Here is a 22,077-nt window from a genome sequence, read left to right as displayed (position 1 = left end):
CGAGGTGCCGCTACTATGGCCGCCACGAAACGTAAGGAGTGAGAAATGTCGAAAGTTTTTACCGCCGAAGAAGAGCTGCAATCTGACATCGTAGCGTGCCAGCTGGTTATCAAGCAGATCCTGGATGTCATTGACGTGATTGCGCCGGTTGAAGTGCGTGAGAAGATGGCGAACCAGCTTAAGGCTATCGATTTTACCGGTCATCCTGCCGCCGATGCGGTTACGCTGCGCGCGGTACAAAAAGCGGTGGCGTTGATTGAGCTGAAATTCACCCCACAAAACGAAGCGCATTAATAAAACGGCCTCCTGTGAGGCCGTTTTGCTATCTTTCACGGTAATTAAAAGAAAAGCTGTACCAGCATGTAGCTGGCTGCGCAGGCGCAGCTTACGCCAATCAGTCCCGGCAGAATAAAGCTGTGGTTGAGAATGAATTTGCCGATGCGCGTGGTGCCGGAACGGTCAAAGCCGATGCAGGCGAGGTCGCTTGGGTAGGTTGGTAAAATAAAGTAGCCGTAAGAGGCAGGGAAGAAGGCCACCAGCATTTTGGGCTCCACGCCCAGCATCAGCCCCATGGGGGCGACGGCCGTCAACGCCGCCGCCTGGCTGTTCACCAGCTTCGACACCAAAAAAAGCACCAGCGCATATGTCCACGGATGGCTTTGCACGACGCCTTCCAGCGCCAGTTTCAGCCCTTCCAGGTGCGCCTGAAAAAAGGTGTCGCTCATCCAGGCGACGCCAAACACCGAGAAAATCGCCACCATGCCCGCTTTAAATACTGCGCCGCTGGAGATAGTGGCGGCATTCACTTTACACACCACCAACATGACCGCGCCGGCAATCAACATCATCATCTGAATCACAAGGTTCATGGAAAGCGGCTTCAGCGCGCCTTTGATTTCAAATGCCGGGCGCAGCGCGGGCAGCGCGCCGAGCAACACAACGACCAGGATGCCGGTAAAAAAGATCCAGGTTGACCAGTAGGCTTCGCGAGGGAAGCGCTGGTTCATCAGCGTCTCGCTGGCGCCGTAAATGTAGTCGCGCTGTTTGGGATCGCGAATACGGGCCTGGAAAGCATCGTCGTCCGCCAGGTCTTTACCCCGGCGCAGGCTCCAGAGCGCGGCGATCAGCACGCCAAACAGCGAGGCAGGCACCGAAACCGCGAGAATTTCCAGAATCCCCCATGCCTGACCTACGCCATGCCGGGCGCCGATAATGGAGACCAGCGACACCACGGCCACCGAAACAGGAGAGGCGGTAATCGCCATCTGCGAGGCAATCGAGGCCACCGCCATCGGCCGCTCCGGGCGGATGTTCTTTTTCAGCGCAATGTCCGCGATGATGGGAAACATGGTGTAAACGACGTGGCCGGTGCCGCACAAAAACGTCAGCGACCAGGTGGTGAAAGGGGCGAGCAGGGTAATGTGCTGCGGGTGGCGGCGCAGCAGTTTTTCGGCAAACTGCATCATCACGTTCAGCCCGCCTGCGGTTTGCAGCGTGGCGGCGCAGCCGATGACCGCAAGGATGGTGAGCATCACGTCCACCGGCGGCTTGCCGGGCTCAAGGCCAAAAACAAAGGTCAGGATAAAAAGACCGACGCCGCTGATTAAACCGAGCCCCATGCCGCCAAAACGCGTACCCACTAACAGACAAAGAATAATGACTATAAATTCAATGGTTATCATAACTGTCCCTGGCTAATAAAATAAAAACAACACAAATCATCACATATTGTGTGGTTAATCATTGGGAGCCAGATCAGAAATGTTAAGCGCGCTTCGTTTGTTAATAGTTACAACATACTATTAGGTGGGCATTCATAGCTTAGCGCCGCAGGCGAGCAAAAGCCCGAACTAAGCCGGGCCAGGGAGGGGTGGGGCAATATTAAACAGAAGAGTGATGTTCGTAATTTACCAGGTTGAGAAAGCCTCGATCGGTATCTGCCAGCGGCACGCCTTCGCGCGAGGCGACGCGAACCTCTTCCAGCAGCGCCTGTAAAAACTGTCTGTTCTCAGCATGACTGGCGGCCAGCGACTCCAGCACGCGGCATGTGGCGTCGTCGTGACAATCTTTTGCCAGAAGCGTGAGATCAGAAAGGCTTGCGCTCCGTTGTTTAAGATCCTCAAGGGTACGCAGGAACAGTTCTTCCAGCGAACGGCAGTCGCAGGCGGAAACGGGAGTTGCGCCAATGATCGGGTCGGCGCCTTCCTGCTTCATATAGTCGAATAGCGACATCATCTGCGTGACATTATTTTTCGCCTGGTTGCGCAGAAACGTCGCGGCGCCATTGAGATTATGTTCCGTACACCAGTCACTAAGTCGAAGATAAAGGTGGGAGGCGTTAAACTCGCGATTTACCTGCGCATTGAGTTTTTGAAAAATTTCACGGGTCGGCATAAAAACATCCTTATTCAGCGAGTGAATGTCGTGTTTGTTGGCGCCGCCGGGCAAGCACGTTTAGCGTTGCACTTAATAAAATATTTAATCTCAGTAAGTTAGCGCTTTCGCCTGGCTTTTTTACTTCTCTCTTCTGCCGTGCTGGCGCCAGGGTCACTATCAGGATACGTCGCGACCGTAATCGCGCACCTTTTCGGGGGTCTTCTTTTTACAACTGCTTACACTTACTCTTTTTGCGTGTATTGGTTGTACTAACAAATAAATGAAGGAGGGTTTTATTGATATACGCGCTAACGGAGCAAGCCGGCGTGTAGGGTTAACTCTTGTCAGGCCTCTCTGACAGGATAGCGACGACGTTGTCTGTGTTGATGCGCAGGTGAAGGCTTCTCTGCGTCAGGGACTTTGGACTTTACGCGGCCCCTTGCTGCCCGCCTGCTGGAAGACGCGCCCGTACGTGAGCATGCCGGGCCTATCTGTCAGGCCTGGTAAACGCTCATCCCCGCGCCGCTGGCTATACTTTTAGTTTTAAGCGAGCAGGGGGCTCTATGAACCATTACGAAACGCTTTATTTAACGCAACCCAGCGGCGGCGTGCCTAATAATCCGCTGCCGCTTTTGCTTTATCGCCAGGTTATGCCGCAGGACGCGCGAGACAGCGCCGCCTGGTTTGAAGCTGTTTTCGACAAGAACGACTGGCCGCCGCGCTGGCGTTATCCTGTTTTTACCTATACCCATTTTCACACCAACACGCATGAAGTGCTGGGTATTTACGCCGGCGAAGCGGATATTCAACTCGGCGGTGAAACCGGCCCGGTGGTGCACCTGAAAAGAGGCGATGCGGTACTCATTCCGGCGGGCGTCGGCCATAAGCAAATTCGCGCCAGCGATGATTTTATGGCGGTTGGCGCTTATCCCCCTCATCTCTCCCCCGATAAGTACCTCGACCAACCGGAACAGCTGCAGGAAACGTTAAAAAATGTCGCCCAGGTCGCCATTGCGCACAGCGATCCGCTTTTCGGCAGCGCAGGCGGTTTGCTCGAAGCGTGGAACCGCCAGGACTGAGCAACTGGGGATATGGATTTTCCTGCCGCTCCCTTTATCATTCATCATACATATGAGCTCGGAATTATGCCTTAAATTGCTGAATCTATGCACACCCTGACTGTAATTCTGCGGTGTGATTTTGCTCTCCTATGGAGGATTGATTTCCTTATTAAACTATCTCCAGCAACAGCCTCTGCCGGGAAGGCGAGGCTAATGCCTTGTTTTATGTCCGATTAAAAGAACCGTACAGGTTTTTACCCTGCATAAAAGAAAGCTAAAGCTGGAGTCAACCATGCACAAATTTACTAAAGCGCTGGCAGCGCTCGGTCTGGCTGCCGTTATGTCACAATCCGCTATCGCAGAAACCATGAAGCTGGGTTTTCTGGTTAAACAGCCGGAGGAGCCCTGGTTCCAGACCGAGTGGAAATTTGCTGATAAAGCCGGGAAAGATTTGGGTTTTGAAGTGATCAAAATCGCCGTGCCGGACGGCGAAAAGACCCTTAACGCTATCGACAGTCTGGCGGCAAGCGGCGCCAAAGGCTTTGTTATCTGTACGCCAGACCCGAAACTGGGCTCGGCGATTGTGGCCAAAGCGCGCGGCTACGACATGAAAGTCATTGCGGTTGACGATCAGTTCGTTAACGCCAAAGGCAAGCCGATGGAAACCGTTCCGTTGGTGATGATGGCGGCGGCCAAAATCGGCGAGCGCCAGGGCCAGGAGCTTTATAAAGAGATGCAAAAACGCGGCTGGGATGTAAAAGAGTCCGCCGTTATGGCCATCACTGCAAACGAACTTGATACCGCCCGCCGCCGCACCACCGGCTCGATGGACGCGCTGAAGGCCGCTGGCTTCCCGGAAAAACAGATCTATCAGGTACCGACCAAATCCAACGATATTCCTGGCGCGTTTGACGCCGCCAACTCGCTGCTTGTTCAGCATCCTGAAGTGAAACACTGGCTGGTTGTCGGCATGAACGACAACACGGTGCTGGGCGGCGTACGCGCCACTGAAGGGCAGGGCTTTAAAGCGCCGGATGTTATCGGCATCGGCATCAACGGCGTCGATGCGGTAAGCGAGCTTTCCAAAGCGCAGGCCACCGGCTTTTATGGCTCGCTGCTGCCAAGCCCGGACGTGCATGGCTATAAATCCAGCGAAATGCTCTACAACTGGGTGACGAAAGGGGCCGAGCCGCCGAAGTTCACTGAAGTTACCGACGTGGTGCTTATCACCCGCGACAACTTCAAAGACGAACTGGCGAAAAAAGGGCTGGGCGGCAAGTAATGGTCTGGTTTACAACTCACGGGCGCGCAATGCGCCCGCTTCCGGAGTCGATTGTGGAGGCGTTATGCAACAGGCAGCACCGTATCTCTCATTTCGTGGCATAGGAAAATCCTTTCCGGGCGTGAAGGCGCTTTCCGACATTAGCTTTGATTGTCACGCCGGCCAGGTCCACGCCCTGATGGGGGAAAATGGCGCCGGTAAATCCACATTGCTGAAGATCCTGAGCGGCAATTACACCCCAACCACAGGCAGCATCGCCATTCAGGGCAACGAAGTGGCTTTTAATGACACCACCGCAGCGCTGAACGCCGGGGTCGCCATTATTTACCAGGAGTTGCATCTGGTGCCGGAAATGTCTGTCGCTGAGAACATTTATCTCGGCCAGATCCCGCATAAAGGCGGCATTGTTAACCGTTCGCTGCTGAATTACGAAGCAAAACTCCAGCTTGAGCATCTCGGGCTGAATATCGACCCGCAGACGCCGTTGAAGTACCTCTCCATCGGCCAGTGGCAGATGGTGGAAATCGCCAAGGCGCTGGCGCGCAACGCCAAGATTATCGCCTTCGACGAGCCCACCAGTTCGCTCTCGGCGCGGGAGATCGAAAACCTGTTCCGGGTGATTCGCGAGTTAAGAAAGGAAGGGCGCGTCATTCTTTATGTCTCGCACCGCATGGAAGAGATCTTCGCGCTGAGCGACGCCATCACCGTGTTTAAAGATGGGCGCTATGTCTGCACCTTCAGCGATATGCAGCAGGTTAACCACGACAGCCTGGTGCAGGCGATGGTCGGGCGCAACCTCGGCGATATCTACGGCTGGAAACCGCGTCCTTACGGTGAAGAGCGGTTGCGTCTGAATGAAGTGAAAGCGCCCGGCGTGCGCATGCCGGTCAGCCTCAGCGTAAAAAGCGGGGAGATCGTCGGGTTGTTTGGTCTGGTGGGCGCAGGGCGCAGCGAGCTGATGAAAGGGCTTTTTGGCGGCACGCGCATCACTGGCGGACAGGTGTTGATAGACGGCAAGCCGGTGGCTATCCGTGAACCCGGCGACGCTATCCGCGCCGGCATGATGCTCTGTCCGGAAGATCGTAAAGCCGACGGTATTATTCCGGTGCACTCGGTGCAGGACAACATCAACATCAGCGCGCGGCGCAAGCATATCAGCGCGGGTTGTCTTATCAATAATCAGTGGGAAGCCAACAACGCCCAGCACCATATCCGCTCGCTCAATATTAAAACTCCGACCGCCGAGCAGCTCATCATGAATCTTTCCGGCGGCAACCAGCAGAAAGCCATTCTTGGCCGCTGGCTTTCGGAAGAGATGAAAGTGATTTTGCTCGACGAGCCGACGCGCGGCATTGACGTCGGCGCGAAGCATGAAATTTACAACGTGATTTACGCGCTTGCCGCGCAGGGGGTGGCGGTGCTTTTCGCCTCCAGCGATCTGCCGGAAGTGCTTGGCGTCGCCGACCGCATCGTGGTGATGCGCGAAGGGGAAATCGCCGGAGAACTGTTGCATGACCAGGCCAGCGAACAGCAGGCATTGAGTCTCGCTATGCCCAAAGTCAGCCAGGCGGTTGCCTGAGAGAGGAGTAAACATGTCTTCATTAACATCATCCGGCGCAACCAAATCGCCGTTTAGCGTCGGCCGTATCTGGGATCAGTACGGCATGCTGGTGGTTTTCGCGGTGTTGTTTATCGCCTGCGCCATCTTCGTTCCCAACTTCGCCACCTTCATTAATATGAAAGGGCTGGGCCTCGCCATCTCAATGTCCGGCATGGTGGCCTGCGGCATGCTTTTCTGCCTTGCCTCTGGCGACTTTGACCTGTCCGTCGCATCGGTTATCGCCTGCGCGGGCGTTACCACGGCGGTGGTCATCAACATGACTGAAAGCCTATGGATTGGTGTTTTCGCAGGGCTAATGCTTGGCGTGGCGAGCGGCCTTGTGAACGGGTTTGTGATTGCGAAGCTAAAAATCAACGCGCTTATCACCACGCTCGCCACCATGCAGATAGTCCGCGGCCTGGCCTATATCATCTCCGACGGTAAAGCAGTCGGGATTGAAGACGAGAGCTTCTTCACCTTGGGCTACGCTAACTGGCTGGGGCTGCCCGCGCCAATCTGGCTGACGGTCGCCTGTCTGGTGCTGTTTGGCTTCCTGCTCAATAAAACCACCTTTGGCCGCAATACGCTGGCGATTGGCGGCAACGAAGAGGCGGCGCGTCTCGCGGGCGTACCGGTCGTGCGCACCAAGATAATCATCTTTGTGCTCTCCGGTCTGGTCTCCGCAGCGGCGGGGATTATTCTCGCCTCGCGTATGACCAGCGGCCAGCCGATGACCTCTATCGGTTATGAGCTTATCGTCATCTCGGCATGCGTTCTGGGCGGCGTTTCGCTCAAAGGCGGCATAGGAAAAATCTCGTATGTGGTGGCGGGGATATTAATTCTCGGCACCGTAGAAAACGCCATGAACCTGCTGAACATCTCCCCCTTCGCACAGTACGTGGTGCGCGGCCTCATCCTTCTCGCGGCGGTGATTTTCGACCGCTACAAACAGAAAGCAAAGCGCACGGTTTAACCGTTTTTTGACTGATATTCGTCCACTTCGCCAGCCCTTTACGGCTGGCGAAGCTGTTGTCGAATGGCGACACTCGTCACACTGTCTATACTTACATGGCTAACGAACAACCCTGGATAACCGAAGCGGTTATCCATTAAACCTGTAAGGAGGAAATTGGGTGGCTGAAGTACTCTCTACACCGCCGCTGCTTTCCGGGGATCTTGCCTTCTTTTTTGACCTGGACGGCACACTGGCGGAAATCAAACCGCATCCGGATCAAGTCTCCATTCCCTCTGACGTGCGCAACCTGCTGCAAAAACTTTCGGGCATGAATAACGGGGCGCTGGCATTGGTCTCAGGACGTTCGATGGTTGAGCTCGACAAGCTCGCCACACCGTTCCAGTTCCCGCTCGCCGGGGTACACGGAGCGGAACGTCGTGATATCAATGGAAATAACCATGTCGTGGCCCTGCCGGAAGAGTTGGTGACCTCGCTGCATTTGCGACTAGAACAGGCGCTGGCGAAAATGCCGGGTACCGAGCTTGAGCCAAAAGGCATGGCTTTTGCGCTGCACTACCGTCAGGCGCCGGAATATGAGCAACAGGTGTTGCAGCTTGCCCAGTCGCTGGCGCAGCAGCATGAAGAGCTGGCGCTGCAGCCGGGCAAATGTGTGGTAGAGCTGAAACCAAAGGGCATTAATAAAGGCGCGGCCGTAGCGGCGTTTTTAAAAGAAGCGCCGTTTGCAGGCCGCACGCCGGTATTTGTTGGCGATGACCTGACGGATGAGGCTGGCTTTCATACTGTAAACGCCGTAAACGGCGTATCCATTAAGGTCGGGCAGGGCGAGACGCAGGCGAAGTGGCGTCTGGCCAGTGTACAAGAGGTGCACGCCTGGCTTGAAGAACTCGTACAACACTTAGAACAAGAAAAAAAGCATTTTACTGAAAGGAGAGAAGGCTATGAGTCGCTTAGTCGTAGTATCTAATCGTATCGCCCCGCCTGATGACAAAAAGAGCAGCGCCGGGGGCCTCGCGGTAGGGATACTGGGGGCGCTGAAAGCCGCAGGCGGTCTCTGGTTTGGCTGGAGCGGAGAGATTGGCAATGAAGACGCGCCGCTAAAGAAAGTTACTCGCGATAATATTACATGGGCTTCCTTCAACCTTAGCGAAGAAGACCATGAGCAATATTACAACCAATTCTCCAATGCCGTTCTCTGGCCCGCTTTCCACTATCGTCTGGACCTGGTTAACTTTCAGCGTGATGCCTGGGAAGGCTATCAGCGCGTTAACAGCCTGCTGGCTGACAAGCTGAAACCGTTAGTAAAAGAGGACGACATCCTCTGGATCCATGATTACCATCTGCTGCCGTTCGCAGCCGAACTGCGTAAGCGCGGCATTAATAACCGCATCGGTTTCTTCCTGCATATTCCTTTCCCGACGCCGGAAATTTTTAACGCGCTGCCGCCGCATAAAGAGCTGCTGGAACAGCTGTGCGATTATGACCTGCTGGGCTTCCAGACGGAAAACGACCGCGTAGCGTTTTTAGACAGCCTCGCTACCCAGACGCGCCTTACCGCACATGGCAAACATGCGCATTCAGCCTATGGCAAAACGTTCCGCACGGAAGTTTACCCCATCGGCATTGAACCGGATGAGATTGCCGAACAGGCCGCAGGACCGCTGCCGCCGAAGCTTGAGCAGCTCAAAAAAGAGCTTGGCAGCATCAAAAACATCTTCTCAGTGGAGCGTCTGGATTATTCCAAAGGCCTGCCGGAGCGTTTCCAGGCGTTTGAAGCGCTGCTTGAGAAATTCCCGCAGCACCACGGCAAAATTCGCTACACGCAAATCGCGCCGACGTCGCGCGGTGATGTGCAGGCTTATCAGGACATTCGCCATCTGCTGGAAACCGAAGCGGGCCGCATTAACGGCAAATATGGCCAGCTTGGCTGGACGCCGCTTTACTATCTCAACCAGCATTTTGACCGCAAGCTGCTGATGAAAGTCTTCCGCTATGCGGATGTCGGCCTGGTCACTCCGCTGCGCGATGGGATGAACCTGGTCGCCAAAGAGTATGTGGCGGCGCAGGACCCGAAAAATCCGGGCGTGCTGGTGCTTTCCCGCTTTGCAGGCGCGGCAAACGAGCTGACCTCCGCGCTGCTGGTAAACCCCTACGATCGTGACGAAGTCGCGGCGGCGCTTGACCGGGCGCTAACGATGCCGCTGGCTGAGCGTATCGCGCGTCACAGTGAAATGCTGGAGATTGTGCAAAAAAATGACATCAATCACTGGCAGGAGAGTTTTATCGCCGACCTAAAGCAAGTGACGCCACGCAGCGACGAAAGCCAGCTGCAAAGTAAAGTGGCGACCTTCCCGAAACTGGCGTAAACCGAAAATCGCCTGCCTGTTCCATTCAGGCAGGCGATTTTTACTTGAGCGGCACTAATAAGACATCCACTTTGCTGGCGGCGACAACCGTTTTTGCTGAGCAAAGGGCTTTCCCGAAAAAGGTTTGGTTATGATTACCGCATATAACCAGGTCAATATTCTCTTTGCGACAAATATCCAGAATATGATCGCTTAATTCTCCGGTGGCAATGTGCGAACCCGCGATAGGGTATTTCGCGCGAATCTTTATTTCCTCTAAAAAAGCCCTCGTCTCTTCTAAAACTAATTCCCGCAAATTTTCCAGCATAGGGGCGGCGAATTGATTATAAAGTTCCGGGTCTGCGGCGAGCGTAAGCAATGTGATACGCCCCTGATAAGGCTGAACCAGCGAAACGGCCTTTTCAACCAGCAGATGACTTTCCGGCGTCACCGCAACCGCAACAAGAACATGGGCATAGCTCATGTTTATCTCCTTTTAAACAAGATGATAAAGCCACTCTTCGCTCTTACGCCTGATAAAACCCTTGCGCAAGCGTTACGTTTGAAAGAAGCGTGATAGGTCTCATAAAAAAACTTTAAATATTCTTATGTATGGAATATGCAGGAGGTAAATATGTTAATGAAAAGTAACAATCATGATTATTTTATCGCAAAATTTTGACAGTTTAGCGGCAGTAAAGTCATCAAAAAGCCTTTTTTTATGTTACAAGTAACTCCAGGCTAACTCATTGAAAATAATTAACTTATATTTAGAAGTTTAACAGAAGAGTCATGTTTCTAACATAGAACCATTGCAGGTTAGATAGTTGTAAAATAATTGCTGTCAGCAAGTATTACAGGCGTCACTATCTAAAACTTCAATGCATTAATATTCGACTTAGGAAGCTTATTATGAGCTGACTTTGGTTAAATTTTGTCCAATTAAACACTGTCACTTATGCTTTCGTGTGATTTATAGATTGAAATTATGTGACGTACATCACATAATTCCTAAAATCTCGGCGCGACCACATTGTATGTGTTAGGGGTGACGAGTACAGTTTGCGCGAATTAGGAAAAATCTTAGGAATTTGTAAGCAAGTCTTAACCGCGTAAGGAAACGCTACAGGGAAGCAATAATTTAAACCGGCATAGTTAACCGGTCAGCACAGCGTACCACCCATTATTTTTTACCATTACGGTTTTATTTTTTACCGGATTTTATCCGGCGACATCACGGGGTGCGGCAACGCCGCATTTAATAAAATTGGTTATTCGGGATGGGAAAAATGCACGCATCCGAGTTGCTAAAACATATTTATGATATCAATCTGTCATATTTGTTACTGGCGCAAAGGCTGATCAGTCAGGATAAGGCTTCGGCTATGTTTCGCTTAGGTATTAACGAACAGATGGCCAACACGCTTGTTGAATTGACGCTGCCGCAAATGGTGAAGCTGGCTGAAACTAACCAACTGGTTTGTCAGTTCCGCTTTAACGATCATCAAACAATCACTCGTCTGACGCAGGAGTCCCGCGTTGACGATCTGCAGCAGATCCACACCGGTATTCTGCTCTCCACGCGACTGCTCAATGAAGTCGCCAGCGCTGATGATGCACCGAAGAAGAAAAGGGCATAATCATGAGCGAGAAAAGCATTGTTCAGGAAGCTCGTGATATTCAGCTGGCTATGGAGTTGATTACGCTTGGCGCGCGTTTGCAAATGCTCGAAAGCGAAACCCAGCTCAGCCGTGGCCGCCTGATTAAGCTTTACAAAGAGCTGAGAGGCAGCCCGCCGCCGAAAGGCATGCTGCCATTTTCCACCGACTGGTTTATGACCTGGGAACAGAATATCCACGCGTCGATGTTCTGCAACGCCTGGCAATACCTGCTGCGCACTGGGCTGTGCAGCGGCGTGGATGCGGTAATTAAAGCCTACCGCTTATACCTTGAACAGTGCCCGCAGCAGGAAGAGGGACCGCTGCTTGCCTTAACCCGCGCCTGGACGCTGGTGCGCTTTGTTGAAAGCGGCATGCTGGAATTGTCCCGTTGTAACTGCTGCGGCGGCAACTTTATCACCCATGCGCACCAGCCGGTTGGCAGCTTTGCGTGCAGCCTGTGCCAGCCGCCATCCCGCGCGGTAAAAAGACGTAAACTTTCCCGGGAAGCTGCCGATATTATTCCACAACTGCTGGATGAACAGGTCGATCAGGCCGTCTAACCGGTTCGGTGTGGAAACTCACTCCAGCAGCGGCGATTTCGCCGCTGCTTTTTTATATCCCCCGATCCGCTAAACGCTCCCTTCTATCTGCGCATCCTCACTTTGGTCAACAGCAGAAGGATGATGTCGTGCTGATTTTATTAGGTTACCTGGTCATTCTGGGGACCGTGTTCGGTGGTTATATGATGACCGGCGGTCACCTGGGGGCACTCTATCAACCCTCTGAGTTTATTATTATCGGTGGGGCTGGCATCGGTGCCTTTATCGTCGGCAACAACGGGAAAGCCATCAAGGGTACGCTGAAGGCGCTGCCGCTGCTTTTCCGCCGTTCGAAATACACCAAAAGCCTGTATATGGATCTGATGGCGCTGCTTTATCGCCTGATGACCAAGTCTCGCCAACAGGGCATGTTTTCGCTTGAGCGCGATATAGAAAACCCGAAAGAGAGCGAAATTTTCGCCAGCTATCCGCGCATTCTGGCGGATGCGATGATGCTCGATTTCATCACCGATTATCTGCGCCTCATCATCAGCGGCAACATGAATGCCTTCGAGATTGAAGCGCTGATGGACGAAGAGATAGAAACCCACGAGAGCGAAAGCGAAGTGCCGGCCAACAGTCTGGGGCTGATGGGCGACTCGTTGCCTGCTTTCGGCATCGTGGCCGCGGTAATGGGGGTTGTGCATGCGCTCGCGTCGGCGGATCGCCCGGCGGCAGAACTCGGCGCGCTGATTGCGCACGCGATGGTGGGGACCTTCCTTGGCATCCTGCTCGCCTACGGGTTTGTTTCGCCGCTCGCCACCGTGCTGCGTCAGAAAAGCGCCGAAACCACCAAGATGATGCAGTGCGTAAAAGTCACGCTGCTTTCAAGCCTTAACGGCTACGCGCCGCCTATCGCCGTCGAGTTTGGCCGTAAAACGCTCTATTCCAGCGAACGTCCTTCGTTTACTGAACTGGATGAGCATGTACGCGCGGCCAAAGGGGCTAACCAACAGAAAGCGACGGAAGATGCATGAAAAACCAGAATCACCCCATCATTGTCGTAAAAAAACGCAAGCATAAAGGGCACGGGGGCGGCTCGCACGGCTCCTGGAAAATCGCTTATGCCGATTTTATGACCGCGATGATGGCGTTTTTCCTGGTTATGTGGCTCATCTCCATTTCCAGCCCTAAAGAATTGACGCAAATAGCCGAATACTTTCGCACGCCGCTTTCCGCTGCGATCACGGGCGGGCACCGCATCGCCGACAGTGAAAGCCCGATTCCGGGCGGCGGGGATGATTACACCCAACAGCAGGGTGAAGTGAAAAAGCAGCCGAATATCGACGAGCTGAAAAAACGGATGGAGCAGAACCGGTTGAAAAAGCTGCGCGGCGACCTCGATCAGCTGATCGAAGCGGATCCGAAACTGCGCGCGCTGCGCCCGCATCTGAAGATCGATCTGGTGCAGGAGGGGCTGCGTATTCAGATTATCGACAGCCAGAACCGGCCGATGTTTAAAACCGGCAGCGCTGAAGTAGAGCCTTACATGCGCGACATTTTGCGCGCTATCGCTCCGGTGCTGAACGGCATTCCGAATAAGCTCAGCCTGTCGGGCCATACGGATGATTTTCCCTATGCGGGCGGCGAGCGCGGCTACAGCAACTGGGAGCTCTCCGCCGACCGCGCCAACGCCTCGCGTCGCGAACTGATGGCAGGCGGGCTGGACGAAGGCAAAATGCTGCGCGTCGTAGGGATGGCCGCCACCATGCGGTTGGCGAATCGCGGCCCGGACGAAGCGCTGAATCGTCGAATCAGTATTTTAGTGCTCAACAAGCAGGCGGAAGACGCCATCGTGCATGAAAACGCCGAAAGCGAGAACGAGCCTCTGAGCGTGTTACAACAACCGGGCGCCGTGCCCCCGGCCTCCAACCCAACACCGTCGCAACCGGTTATGAGGTGATAGCGTGAGTATGGATATCAGCGATTTTTATCAAACATTTTTCGACGAAGCCGACGAGCTTCTGGCGGATATGGAGCAGCATCTGCTCGATCTGTCGCCTGAAGCGCCGGATTCTGAGCAGCTCAACGCCATTTTCCGTGCAGCGCACTCCATTAAAGGCGGCGCAGGCACTTTCGGCTTCACCATTTTGCAGGAAACCACGCACCTGATGGAAAACCTGCTGGATGAAGCTCGCCGCGGTGAAATGCAACTCAACACCGACATTATCAACCTGTTTTTGGAAACCAAAGATATTATGCAGGAACAGCTCGACGCTTATAAAAGCTCACAGGAGCCGGATGCTGCCAGCTTTGAATACATCTGTCAGGCGCTGCGTCAACTGGCGCTGGAAGCGAAAGGCGAAGCGCCGACTGCGCCTGCGGCCAGCGCGCATTTAACCGTGGTGGAGACGCCGGAGCCTGCGCCTGTTGCACAAGATGGCGGCAGCCTGCGTATTCAGCTCAGTAAGCTGAAGGCGAGCGAGCCCGATCTGCTGCTGGAAGAGCTGAGCAACCTCGGCGCTGTAAGCCAGGTGGAGAAGGGCGTCGATACGCTCACCGCGACGCTTGAAACCAGCGCCAGCGCGGATGACATCACCGCCGTGCTCTGCTTCGTCATTGAGCTGGACCAAATAGCCTTCCTGGCGCCGCAGGCGCCGGGCGCCGCGCCGCAAGCGGCCGCGCAGCCGGAACCTGAAGCCGCCCCCGCGCCGGTGGCCGAGCCTGCCGCTGCTGCGCCCGTCGCGGCCGTTAAAGCGCCAGCGCCTGCCCGCGCGGAACGTGAAAAACCGGCCCGTGAGAAAGAGTCAACGAGCATTCGCGTTGCGGTAGAAAAAGTCGACCAGTTGATTAACCTGGTGGGCGAACTGGTTATTACCCAGTCGATGCTGCAACAGCGTTCTAACGAGCTCGATCCGGTTACGCACGGCGACCTCATCACCAGCATGAGCCAGCTGCAGCGCAACGCGCGCGACCTTCAGGAATCGGTCATGTCCATCCGTATGATGCCGATGGAATATGTCTTCAGCCGCTTCCCGCGTCTGGTGCGGGATCTGGCCGGCAAGCTCAACAAGCAGGTTGAACTGACGCTGATGGGCAGCTCCACCGAGCTTGATAAGAGCCTGATTGAACGCATTATCGACCCGTTAACGCACCTTGTTCGCAACAGCCTTGACCACGGCATTGAATCGCCGGAAAAACGCGTGGCGGCAGGTAAAGCCCCGGTCGGCAACCTGATCCTCTCCGCGGAACATCAGGGCGGCAACATTTGCATCGAAGTGACCGACGACGGCGCCGGGCTTAACCGCGAGCGCATTCTGGCTAAGGCGATGTCCCAGGGCATGGCGGTCAGCGAAAGCATGACCGATGACGAAGTGGGCATGCTTATCTTCGCGCCGGGCTTCTCTACCGCCGAGCAGGTCACGGACGTTTCAGGCCGCGGCGTTGGCATGGACGTCGTGAAGCGTAACATCCAGGAGATGGGCGGCCACGTTGAGATCCAGTCGAAGCAGGGGCAGGGCACCACCATTCGCATTCTGCTGCCGCTGACGCTCGCCATCCTTGACGGCATGTCCGTTAAGGTGAATGACGAGGTGTTTATTCTGCCGCTCAACGCGGTCATGGAATCGCTGCAGCCGCGCGAAGAAGATTTGCATCCGCTGGCTGGCGGCGAACGCGTGCTTGAAGTGCGCGGCGAATATCTGCCGCTGGTCGAGCTGTGGAAGGTCTTCGACGTGCAGGGCGCGAAAACCGAAGCGACTCAGGGCATCGTCGTGATTCTGCAAAGCGCGGGCCGCCGCTACGCGCTGCTGGTTGACCAGCTTATCGGCCAGCATCAGGTGGTCGTGAAAAACCTTGAAAGTAACTATCGCAAAGTGCCGGGCATTTCGGCCGCCACCATTCTGGGCGATGGTAGCGTGGCGCTGATCGTTGATGTTTCAGCGCTGCAAAGTATTAACCGTGAACAGCGTATGGCGCAGACTGCCGCGTGATCCCACAAGCGTAAAAAGGTATACAAATGACCGGTATGAGTAATGTAACTAAACTGGCCGGCGAGCCGTCAGGTCAGGAATTTCTGGTATTTACCCTCGGCGACGAGGAGTACGGTATCGACATTCTGAAGGTGCAGGAGATCCGCGGTTACGATCAGGTAACCCGTATCGCCAACACCCCCTCCTTTATCAAAGGGGTGACCAACCTGCGCGGCGTGATTGTGCCTATCGTTGACCTGCGCGTGAAGTTCAACCAGCAGGATGTGGAATACAACGACAACACCGTGGTTATCGTGCTGAATTTCGGCCAGCGCGTGGTGGGCATCGTGGTGGACGGCGTCTCCGACGTGCTGTCGCTGACCGCGGAGCAAATCCGCCCGGCGCCGGAATTCGCCGTGACGCTTTCAACGGAATATCTGACCGGCCTCGGCGCGATTGGCGAACGTATGCTCATCCTTGTGCATATCGAAAAATTGCTCAACAGCGAAGAGATGGAACTGGTGGATATCGCGGCTTCGCGCGTCGCGTAACCGCCATGGCTGAGGGGCGCGTTAACGCCCCTTTTCTTTGCCCGCTGCCCGCCGGAGTAATTACTTTCCGCCACTGTGTAGTTCTCCTAACATACTCCGTTAGCACTGCTGACCAATCTGTCAATTTTTAGCCCGCGTTTTTCGCCTGAATTATGTGACTAAAATCACGCAATAATGAATATATCCATTTCATTTTACATTCAGAAATGAATTTATATTATTTAAGCTTTTGTTTTTAATGAAATAAATACGTCAATCCGTCGTCCGTATGAATGCGCTGTTAGTATTTGGTTAAATTCAGATACATAAACTAAATTTCAGTTTACAGGCTCCGGCGCTCCGGTTCCGGTGCTTAACAGGCTGATCAAATTAGAAAACAGGATGCTTCGCGACAGCGCAGTCAGAGGAAAACACGATGAAAAAAATCTTTTTGTTGTGATCTGCGGAGGTGGGTTACTGCTCGCTTCTTCCGTGAGCCATGCGGTAACCAGCAGCGGTACTATCGGCGCCACCTTAACGTTGACCAACGGCTGCCTGATCAACGGCTCGCCCAGCCAGAACGGCATTAACTTCGGTACGCTGGACTTCGGCACCCACCCGGCAACCTTCGACACCCTGACCACGCAGTTAGCCGGCGCGGCGGGCGGCAACAGCTTCGCTATTCAGTGCACCACGGCGGATTACACCGTGCAGGTCACCGGCAGCACGAACCAGGCGCCAGGCACGGTGATCGGCACGCCAGGCACGCCGGGCCGCTATCTTGTCAATACCACTAACGCGACGCAGGGCGTGGCCTACAGCCTCTACAGCGACGCCGCCTTCAACAACGTTATCGCCAACAACGCGCCGATTCCCCGCGCCTCCACTACGGGGGGCGTCGATAACTATACCCTCTATGGCCGTATCCAGGGCGGCGGCAACAGCGTCACCGTGGTGCCGGGCACTTATACCGACACTATCAACGTGAGCGTTATTTACTAATTACCGCTGCGCTTGTTTACGATACACAACAGGGCAGTCCGCCGGGCTGTCCAGGGGAAAGCTGTGCGAAAAAGCGGCGGTTTTGTCCTGGCGTTAGCCTTCGTCAGCCTGACCTCGCGGGCGGTGACGACGCAGTCGTTTCAGGTTAATGCCACCATCACGCCGGGCTGCTCGGTGACGAGCGGCAGCGGCGGCGTTTACGGCACGCTGGATTTTGGGACGCGAAGCGGTGTGGACCGGTCCCGCGTCACCACAAGCTTTGTGCCGAACAGCGGTCTGACGCTCGCCTGCACCCCCGGGGTGGCGCTCAGCATGAGCATTGACGGCGGGCAAAATTACTCCACGGTGCGCAACATGGCGCGCAGCGGCGGAACGGAAAGGGTGCCTTACCGTCTCTACAGCGCCAGCTCATTATCGGCAGCGAGCGAAATCGGCGTAAACCAGGCGGTGACGGTGACTTACAGCAACAGCAACAACATTACGCTGCCCATTTTCGGCGCAGCGCAGCTGACTGGCTTCAGCCCCGCAGGGAGCTACAGCGATCGGCTCACGGTGACGTTGTCATGGTGACTCAGGGAGAAGTGACATGATTACAGGCGCAACGCGCTTCCACTCTTGCGGTTTACTCATCGCCCTTTGGCTCTTTGCCAGCACAAGCCATGCGGCAAGCAATATCCTTATCTGGCCTATCGACCCTTATTTGCCTGCTGGCGAAAAAGCGGCGGAGCTATGGGTGCAAAATCAGGGCGACACGCCGACCACCATGCAGGTGCGTATCGTGCGCTGGCGTCAGGAGGGGGGCTTCGAGCGCTATGAGGCGCAGCAGGATGTGGTCGCCAGCCCGCCCATCGTGACCATCGGCGGCGGTAAAAAACAGCTTATCCGTTTAATCAGCCAGGCGCAGATCCCGATGGGGGTTGAGCAGGCGTACCGGGTGGTGGTTGATGAAATTCCCCAGCCGCAGGACAATAGCAAACCGCAGCTTGGCATCAAGCTGCAAATGCGCTACTCCATCCCGCTGTTTGTGTATGGACAGGGCATTGAAACCCAGCGCTCCGGCGCGCATCACGCCTTCGTTAACCCGACCAAGCTGAGCTGGCGGATGACTCGCGATAACGGCCAGCCGGCCATTGAAATTACAAATAACGATGAGATTCACGCGCGCATCAGCAAAGTGTCGGTGCGCCAGGGTGGGCGGCAGCGCGAGCTTACCGACGGGCTGTGGGGGTATGTGCTGCCGCACAGCTCCCGGCTTTTCCCGTTGCCTGCGGGCATTACCGCGCCCAGCGAAATCTCCGCTTCCCTTAACGCCCGCGACTCGCGATGGCTCGCCTCTTCGCGTTAAGCCGGTATCAGGCGATGAAAGTCGTGTCGGTGGTTGGTCTGCTTAGCGTCGCGACAGATCGCGCCATGGCGCAACCGGGCGACGATGCGCTGCCGCCGCCGCCGGATGCCCGCGCTATCAACGATCGGGCGATTTTTCACCTGTCGCTGGTGTTGAACCATTACGATACCGGCATGGTCGTGCCGGTCACGCGCCGGGCAGAGGAGTTCTGGGTCTCGAGCGCTGACCTGCAACGCGCGGGGCTGCCGGGCGACCGGTTGCCGCAGGGCGACGTCAATCTCTCTACGCTAAATCTGGTGCGTACGGAGTATGACAGCACCAGCCAGCGGCTGCTGTTGACGGTGCCGAAAGAGTGGGTGCCGGAGCGGCGGATTGCGCTTGGCGACGGCGCGGCGCGCCTGCGCGCGCGCAACGGGCGCGGCGGGCTGCTTAATTACGATTTCTATGCTAACCACACCGAGCACAGCGGCAGCCAGGCCTCGCTGTGGCACGAGCTGCGGTTGTTCAACGATTACGGCGCCTTTTCCACTACCGGCACAAACCGCGAGGTGCTCGATGGCTATCCGGGGCAAAGCGAAGGCTACCGCCGCTACGACTCGACCTTCACCGGCACGCTGGATGACGATGCGCTGAGCTGGTCGGTAGGGGACGTGGTGAGCGACAGCTTAAGCTGGACCAGCAGCGTGCGCCTCGGCGGCGTCTCCTTTGGCCGCGATTTCTCGCTGCGCCCGGATCTCATTACCTATCCGCTGCCCGCCTTCTCCGGCGAGGCGGCGGTACCCACCACGGTTGATGTTTTTATCAACGGCTACCGCTCCGGCTCCACACAGCTGGAGCCCGGCCCTTTCACCCTCACCAACCTGCCTTATATCAACGGCTCCGGCGACGCGGTGCTGGTGACTACCGACGCCCTGGGCCGCCAGGTCACCACCACCATGCCGTTTTATGTGGCGAGCGACCTGCTGAAAGCGGGGCTTAGCGACGGGGCCGTCACGGCGGGGGCTATCCGGCGCAACTATGGCATCAAAAACCTTGACTATGGCCCGGCGGCGGCGAGCGGCTCGTACCGCTACGGGGTCAATGATTTCTGGACGGTAGAGGCGCACGGTGAAGGCGCGGAATCGCTGGGGCTTGGCGGCGTTGGGTCGCTGGTGAAGCTTGGCCACTTCGGGGTGGTGAACGGCGCGGTGGCCTACAGCCGGATGCGCGGCGAGCAGGGCCAGCAGTGGACGCTGGGTTATCAGTACAATACCGATTTTATGTCATTCACGACGCAACACACGCGCCGTGAGCGCGGCTTCGGCAACCTGGCGCTTTACGATCAGCAGGTGATGTATGACAGCGACCGCCAGCCGATAGTCAGCCTGAGTCGCAACGTCGCCCAGTACTCGCTCTCTTTTAATATGGGTCGTTTTGGCAACCTCGGCGCGGCCTGGCTGGATGTTGACAGTTTTAACAGCGACAGCACCCGGCTGCTGAACCTTTCCTGGAGTAAAAACCTCTGGGGCAGCAGCAGTTTTTATGTGGCGGCGAGCCATGACCCGGATGCCGACGACTGGTCGGTCGCGCTCTCGCTGCAAATCCCCTTCGGCCTGCAGGAAAGCGTGGCGTTCAGCGCCGAGCGCCAGCCCGATGGCAGCGCGAGCGAGCGCGTGAACTATAACCATGCGATGCCGAGCGAGGGCGGCTTTAGCTGGAACCTCGCTTACGCGCATCAGACCCAGGAGAACGATTATCAGCAGGCGACGCTCGGCTGGCGCAACAACCATGTCGAGTTGCAGGGCGGCATTTACGGCGAGCGCGACGGCTACACTCACTGGGGCGAGGCTACCGGCTCGCTGGTGCTGATGAATGGCGCGCTCTTTGCCGCCAACCAGATTAATGACGCCTTTGCGGTGGTAAGCACCGGCGGCCAGGCGGATGTGACCGTGAACTATGAAAACCAGCCGGTGGGCAAAACCGATAAAGAGGGTTACCTGTTAATCTCCGGCGTGACTTCCTATTATCCGGCCAACTACAGCATCGACACCCTTAACCTGCCTGCGGATACCCGCATCCGTGAAACTGAGCGCCGCCTGTCGCTGCGCCGGCGCAGCGGCTATCTGATTACTTTCCCGATGGAGCAGGAGCGGGTAGCGAACGTTATCCTGCATGACGAAAACGGCCAGCCGCTGCCCGTCTCAAGCCAGGTCTTCCGCGCTGGTCAGCCGCCCGCCATTGTGGGTTACGACGGCATCGCCTGGCTTGAAAACGTCGGCGAGGTAAACCATCTGACCGTCTCCACGCCGCAAGGTAAGCGCTGTACCGCTACGCTGACCCTTGCCGCCGCGCGTAGCCATCGGCTGGAAACGTTCGGCCCGCTTATTTGCCAGGGAGAACAGCCATGACGCGCCTGCTGCTCTGCCTGTTGCTGATGATAGTCAGCGCGCCCGCGCTCGCCGCCTGCCGGGTGAGCCTGGGCAACGCTTCGCTCGGCACCCAAACCTCGTTCGTTATTAACAGCACAGTGCAGACCACCAGCACCAACCTGGTGGTGGAGTGCGATACGGTGCTGAACCTGCTCAACACCACCGATTTCGTCAACGCCACTTTTACCACCGCCAGCGCCAGCGCCAGCAATCGCGCCACGCTGCGGCGCACCGACACGACAACATCAACAGACAGCCTGCCGATTCAGCTTTGCGCTCAGAGCGGGTGTCCGGCTAACAGCGAGATTGCGCTAAGCGGTTCGTACCGCTGGAGCGGCAGCACGCTGCTGGGGTTGTTGACCAGCTCACGCTATACGCTTCCGCTCTACATCCGCACGGTGGCGGGACAAAACCTCAGCGCCGGGACCTATCAGGCGACCTTAACGCTCTCTATAAATTACAGCGTCTGCGCCGTCGGGGCGGCGGTCTGCCTGTCGGCGCAGACCGGCACCGTGTCGCTGCCGCTTATCGTCACGCTCACGGTAACCAATGACTGCACGACCATCAGCGCGCCGAACGTCAATTTTGGCAGCGCGCCGCTACCGGGCAACTTCGCCCCGGTTTCGCAGAGCATCGCCATTACCTGCACCAAAGGCAGCGTCTATACCGTCGGCATTAATAACGGCAGTTACGCCAACGGCAATGTGCGCAACATGGCAAGCGGCGCGAATCGCCTGAGCTACGAGATCTATAAAGGCAGCACCACGAACCGCTGGGGGGTGAGCGGCGCAGAGCGCTGGGCAAGCGCCAGCTCATCGCAGGTCAGCACCGACGGCCTGCTGCGCACGTATAACTACACCGCCCGGGTGCTTTCAGGGCAGAGCGCGCTGCCCGCAGGCAGCTATAGCGACACGCTGGTGGTCGATATCGCCTTTTAGTGAGCCTGTTCACGCTTTCACGTTAACGCAAATTCCTTCCGCTGAA

General features: G+C 56.1%; 21 protein-coding genes. 18 read left to right on the top strand and 3 right to left on the bottom strand.

From position 1 onward, the window contains the following. Positions 1-45: 45 nt before the first annotated feature. Entirely contained in the window at positions 46-294 is a 249-nt protein-coding gene (locus IEX01_RS17480; RefSeq protein ID WP_024559008.1) for a DUF2766 family protein, read from the top strand. Positions 295-338: 44 nt separating this feature from the next. On the opposite strand, the gene IEX01_RS17475 is transcribed toward IEX01_RS17480, so the two are convergent. Beyond that, positions 339-1,682 carry an anaerobic C4-dicarboxylate transporter gene (locus IEX01_RS17475; RefSeq protein WP_024559009.1) on the bottom strand — a complete coding sequence of 448 codons (1,344 nt, stop codon included), beginning with the start codon at positions 1,680-1,682 and terminating at the stop codon, positions 339-341. Positions 1,683-1,881: 199 nt separating this feature from the next. Then, a complete protein-coding gene (locus tag IEX01_RS17470; protein ID WP_188724253.1) occupies positions 1,882-2,394 on the bottom strand; it encodes a non-heme ferritin-like protein in 513 nt (170 codons plus the stop codon). A gap of 545 nt (positions 2,395-2,939) precedes the next feature. Here IEX01_RS17470 and IEX01_RS17465 point away from each other — a divergent pair. The 6 genes from IEX01_RS17465 to otsA all read left to right on the top strand — a co-directional run bounded on the left by IEX01_RS17465 (position 2,940) and on the right by otsA (position 9,658). Further along, positions 2,940-3,455: a cupin domain-containing protein gene (locus tag IEX01_RS17465; protein WP_024559011.1), complete on the top strand. Its 516-nt coding sequence runs from the start codon at positions 2,940-2,942 to the stop codon at positions 3,453-3,455. 274 nt (positions 3,456-3,729) lie between these two features. Beyond that, positions 3,730-4,719 (top strand): arabinose ABC transporter substrate-binding protein AraF, encoded by a 990-nt coding sequence (araF, locus tag IEX01_RS17460; protein ID WP_024559012.1) that lies wholly within the window; start codon positions 3,730-3,732, stop codon positions 4,717-4,719. A 64-nt stretch (positions 4,720-4,783) separates the two neighbouring features. Then, positions 4,784-6,298 (top strand): L-arabinose ABC transporter ATP-binding protein AraG, encoded by a 1,515-nt coding sequence (gene araG / locus IEX01_RS17455; RefSeq protein WP_048888051.1) that lies wholly within the window; start codon positions 4,784-4,786, stop codon positions 6,296-6,298. Between the two features lie 13 nt (positions 6,299-6,311). Then, positions 6,312-7,292, top strand: a complete 981-nt coding sequence (gene araH / locus IEX01_RS17450; RefSeq protein WP_024559014.1) for an arabinose ABC transporter permease AraH — start codon at positions 6,312-6,314, stop codon at positions 7,290-7,292. A gap of 160 nt (positions 7,293-7,452) precedes the next feature. Next, the gene (gene otsB, locus IEX01_RS17445; protein WP_024559015.1) at positions 7,453-8,259 is read left to right on the top strand and encodes a trehalose-phosphatase; all 807 of its coding nucleotides are present in this window, start codon (positions 7,453-7,455) and stop codon (positions 8,257-8,259) included. Continuing rightward, a complete protein-coding gene (otsA, locus tag IEX01_RS17440; RefSeq protein WP_024559016.1) occupies positions 8,234-9,658 on the top strand; it encodes an alpha,alpha-trehalose-phosphate synthase in 1,425 nt (474 codons plus the stop codon). The genes otsB and otsA overlap by 26 nt, the downstream gene beginning before the upstream one ends. Before the next feature lie 40 nt (positions 9,659-9,698). On the opposite strand, the gene uspC is transcribed toward otsA, so the two are convergent. After that, positions 9,699-10,121: a universal stress protein UspC gene (uspC, locus tag IEX01_RS17435; protein WP_024561100.1), complete on the bottom strand. Its 423-nt coding sequence runs from the start codon at positions 10,119-10,121 to the stop codon at positions 9,699-9,701. 805 nt (positions 10,122-10,926) lie between these two features. Between uspC and flhD the strand changes: the two genes are divergently transcribed. The 11 genes from flhD to IEX01_RS17380 all read left to right on the top strand — a co-directional run bounded on the left by flhD (position 10,927) and on the right by IEX01_RS17380 (position 22,031). Then, complete coding sequence (gene flhD / locus IEX01_RS17430; RefSeq protein ID WP_024559018.1) at positions 10,927-11,277, top strand: flagellar transcriptional regulator FlhD; 351 nt, start codon at positions 10,927-10,929, stop codon at positions 11,275-11,277. Further along, positions 11,274-11,858 carry a flagellar transcriptional regulator FlhC gene (gene flhC, locus IEX01_RS17425; protein WP_175306425.1) on the top strand — a complete coding sequence of 195 codons (585 nt, stop codon included), beginning with the start codon at positions 11,274-11,276 and terminating at the stop codon, positions 11,856-11,858. Before flhD ends, flhC begins: the two co-directional genes overlap by 4 nt. A gap of 128 nt (positions 11,859-11,986) precedes the next feature. Further along, positions 11,987-12,874, top strand: coding sequence for a flagellar motor stator protein MotA (motA, locus tag IEX01_RS17420; protein ID WP_024559020.1), 888 nt, complete (start codon positions 11,987-11,989; stop codon positions 12,872-12,874). Beyond that, positions 12,871-13,800, top strand: coding sequence for a flagellar motor protein MotB (motB, locus tag IEX01_RS17415; RefSeq protein WP_024559021.1), 930 nt, complete (start codon positions 12,871-12,873; stop codon positions 13,798-13,800). The genes motA and motB overlap by 4 nt, the downstream gene beginning before the upstream one ends. A gap of 10 nt (positions 13,801-13,810) precedes the next feature. Further along, complete coding sequence (gene cheA, locus IEX01_RS17410) at positions 13,811-15,829, top strand: chemotaxis protein CheA (RefSeq protein WP_048888050.1); 2,019 nt, start codon at positions 13,811-13,813, stop codon at positions 15,827-15,829. A 26-nt stretch (positions 15,830-15,855) separates the two neighbouring features. Then, positions 15,856-16,359, top strand: a complete 504-nt coding sequence (cheW, locus tag IEX01_RS17405; protein ID WP_024559023.1) for a chemotaxis protein CheW — start codon at positions 15,856-15,858, stop codon at positions 16,357-16,359. Positions 16,360-16,740: 381 nt separating this feature from the next. Next, positions 16,741-17,340, top strand: coding sequence for a Csu type fimbrial protein (locus tag IEX01_RS17400; RefSeq protein ID WP_024559024.1), 600 nt, complete (start codon positions 16,741-16,743; stop codon positions 17,338-17,340). Positions 17,341-17,403: 63 nt separating this feature from the next. Continuing rightward, positions 17,404-17,910, top strand: a complete 507-nt coding sequence (locus IEX01_RS17395) for a Csu type fimbrial protein (protein ID WP_048888049.1) — start codon at positions 17,404-17,406, stop codon at positions 17,908-17,910. A gap of 16 nt (positions 17,911-17,926) precedes the next feature. After that, positions 17,927-18,685, top strand: coding sequence for a fimbrial biogenesis chaperone (locus tag IEX01_RS17390; protein WP_188724252.1), 759 nt, complete (start codon positions 17,927-17,929; stop codon positions 18,683-18,685). Then, positions 18,664-21,072 carry a fimbria/pilus outer membrane usher protein gene (locus tag IEX01_RS17385; protein WP_373289694.1) on the top strand — a complete coding sequence of 803 codons (2,409 nt, stop codon included), beginning with the start codon at positions 18,664-18,666 and terminating at the stop codon, positions 21,070-21,072. Before IEX01_RS17390 ends, IEX01_RS17385 begins: the two co-directional genes overlap by 22 nt. After that, a complete protein-coding gene (locus tag IEX01_RS17380) occupies positions 21,069-22,031 on the top strand; it encodes a Csu type fimbrial protein (protein WP_048888046.1) in 963 nt (320 codons plus the stop codon). The genes IEX01_RS17385 and IEX01_RS17380 overlap by 4 nt, the downstream gene beginning before the upstream one ends. The last annotated feature ends 46 nt before the right edge of the window (positions 22,032-22,077 follow it).

This window comes from Franconibacter daqui (assembly GCF_014644275.1).
Lineage (GTDB): Bacteria > Pseudomonadota > Gammaproteobacteria > Enterobacterales > Enterobacteriaceae > Franconibacter > Franconibacter pulveris.
Note: the sequence above shows the minus strand (reverse complement) of the source record. Positions and strands in the feature narration are given on the sequence as shown.

Bases quoted from the DNA above. Each gene is read 5' to 3' on its own strand.
- IEX01_RS17480 (WP_024559008.1), top strand. From the start codon at position 46: ATGTCGAAAGTTTTTACCGCCGAAGAAGAGCTGCAATCTGACATCGTA.
- IEX01_RS17475 (WP_024559009.1), bottom strand. From the start codon at position 1,682: ATGATAACCATTGAATTTATAGTCATTATTCTTTGTCTGTTAGTGGGT.
- IEX01_RS17470 (WP_188724253.1), bottom strand. From the start codon at position 2,394: ATGCCGACCCGTGAAATTTTTCAAAAACTCAATGCGCAGGTAAATCGC.
- IEX01_RS17465 (WP_024559011.1), top strand. From the start codon at position 2,940: ATGAACCATTACGAAACGCTTTATTTAACGCAACCCAGCGGCGGCGTG.
- araF (WP_024559012.1), top strand. From the start codon at position 3,730: ATGCACAAATTTACTAAAGCGCTGGCAGCGCTCGGTCTGGCTGCCGTT.
- araG (WP_048888051.1), top strand. From the start codon at position 4,784: ATGCAACAGGCAGCACCGTATCTCTCATTTCGTGGCATAGGAAAATCC.
- araH (WP_024559014.1), top strand. From the start codon at position 6,312: ATGTCTTCATTAACATCATCCGGCGCAACCAAATCGCCGTTTAGCGTC.
- otsA (WP_024559016.1), top strand. From the start codon at position 8,234: ATGAGTCGCTTAGTCGTAGTATCTAATCGTATCGCCCCGCCTGATGAC.
- uspC (WP_024561100.1), bottom strand. From the start codon at position 10,121: ATGAGCTATGCCCATGTTCTTGTTGCGGTTGCGGTGACGCCGGAAAGT.
- flhD (WP_024559018.1), top strand. From the start codon at position 10,927: ATGCACGCATCCGAGTTGCTAAAACATATTTATGATATCAATCTGTCA.
- motB (WP_024559021.1), top strand. From the start codon at position 12,871: ATGAAAAACCAGAATCACCCCATCATTGTCGTAAAAAAACGCAAGCAT.
- cheA (WP_048888050.1), top strand. From the start codon at position 13,811: ATGGATATCAGCGATTTTTATCAAACATTTTTCGACGAAGCCGACGAG.
- cheW (WP_024559023.1), top strand. From the start codon at position 15,856: ATGACCGGTATGAGTAATGTAACTAAACTGGCCGGCGAGCCGTCAGGT.
- IEX01_RS17400 (WP_024559024.1), top strand. From the start codon at position 16,741: ATGCTTCGCGACAGCGCAGTCAGAGGAAAACACGATGAAAAAAATCTT.
- IEX01_RS17390 (WP_188724252.1), top strand. From the start codon at position 17,927: ATGATTACAGGCGCAACGCGCTTCCACTCTTGCGGTTTACTCATCGCC.
- IEX01_RS17385 (WP_373289694.1), top strand. From the start codon at position 18,664: ATGGCTCGCCTCTTCGCGTTAAGCCGGTATCAGGCGATGAAAGTCGTG.
- IEX01_RS17380 (WP_048888046.1), top strand. From the start codon at position 21,069: ATGACGCGCCTGCTGCTCTGCCTGTTGCTGATGATAGTCAGCGCGCCC.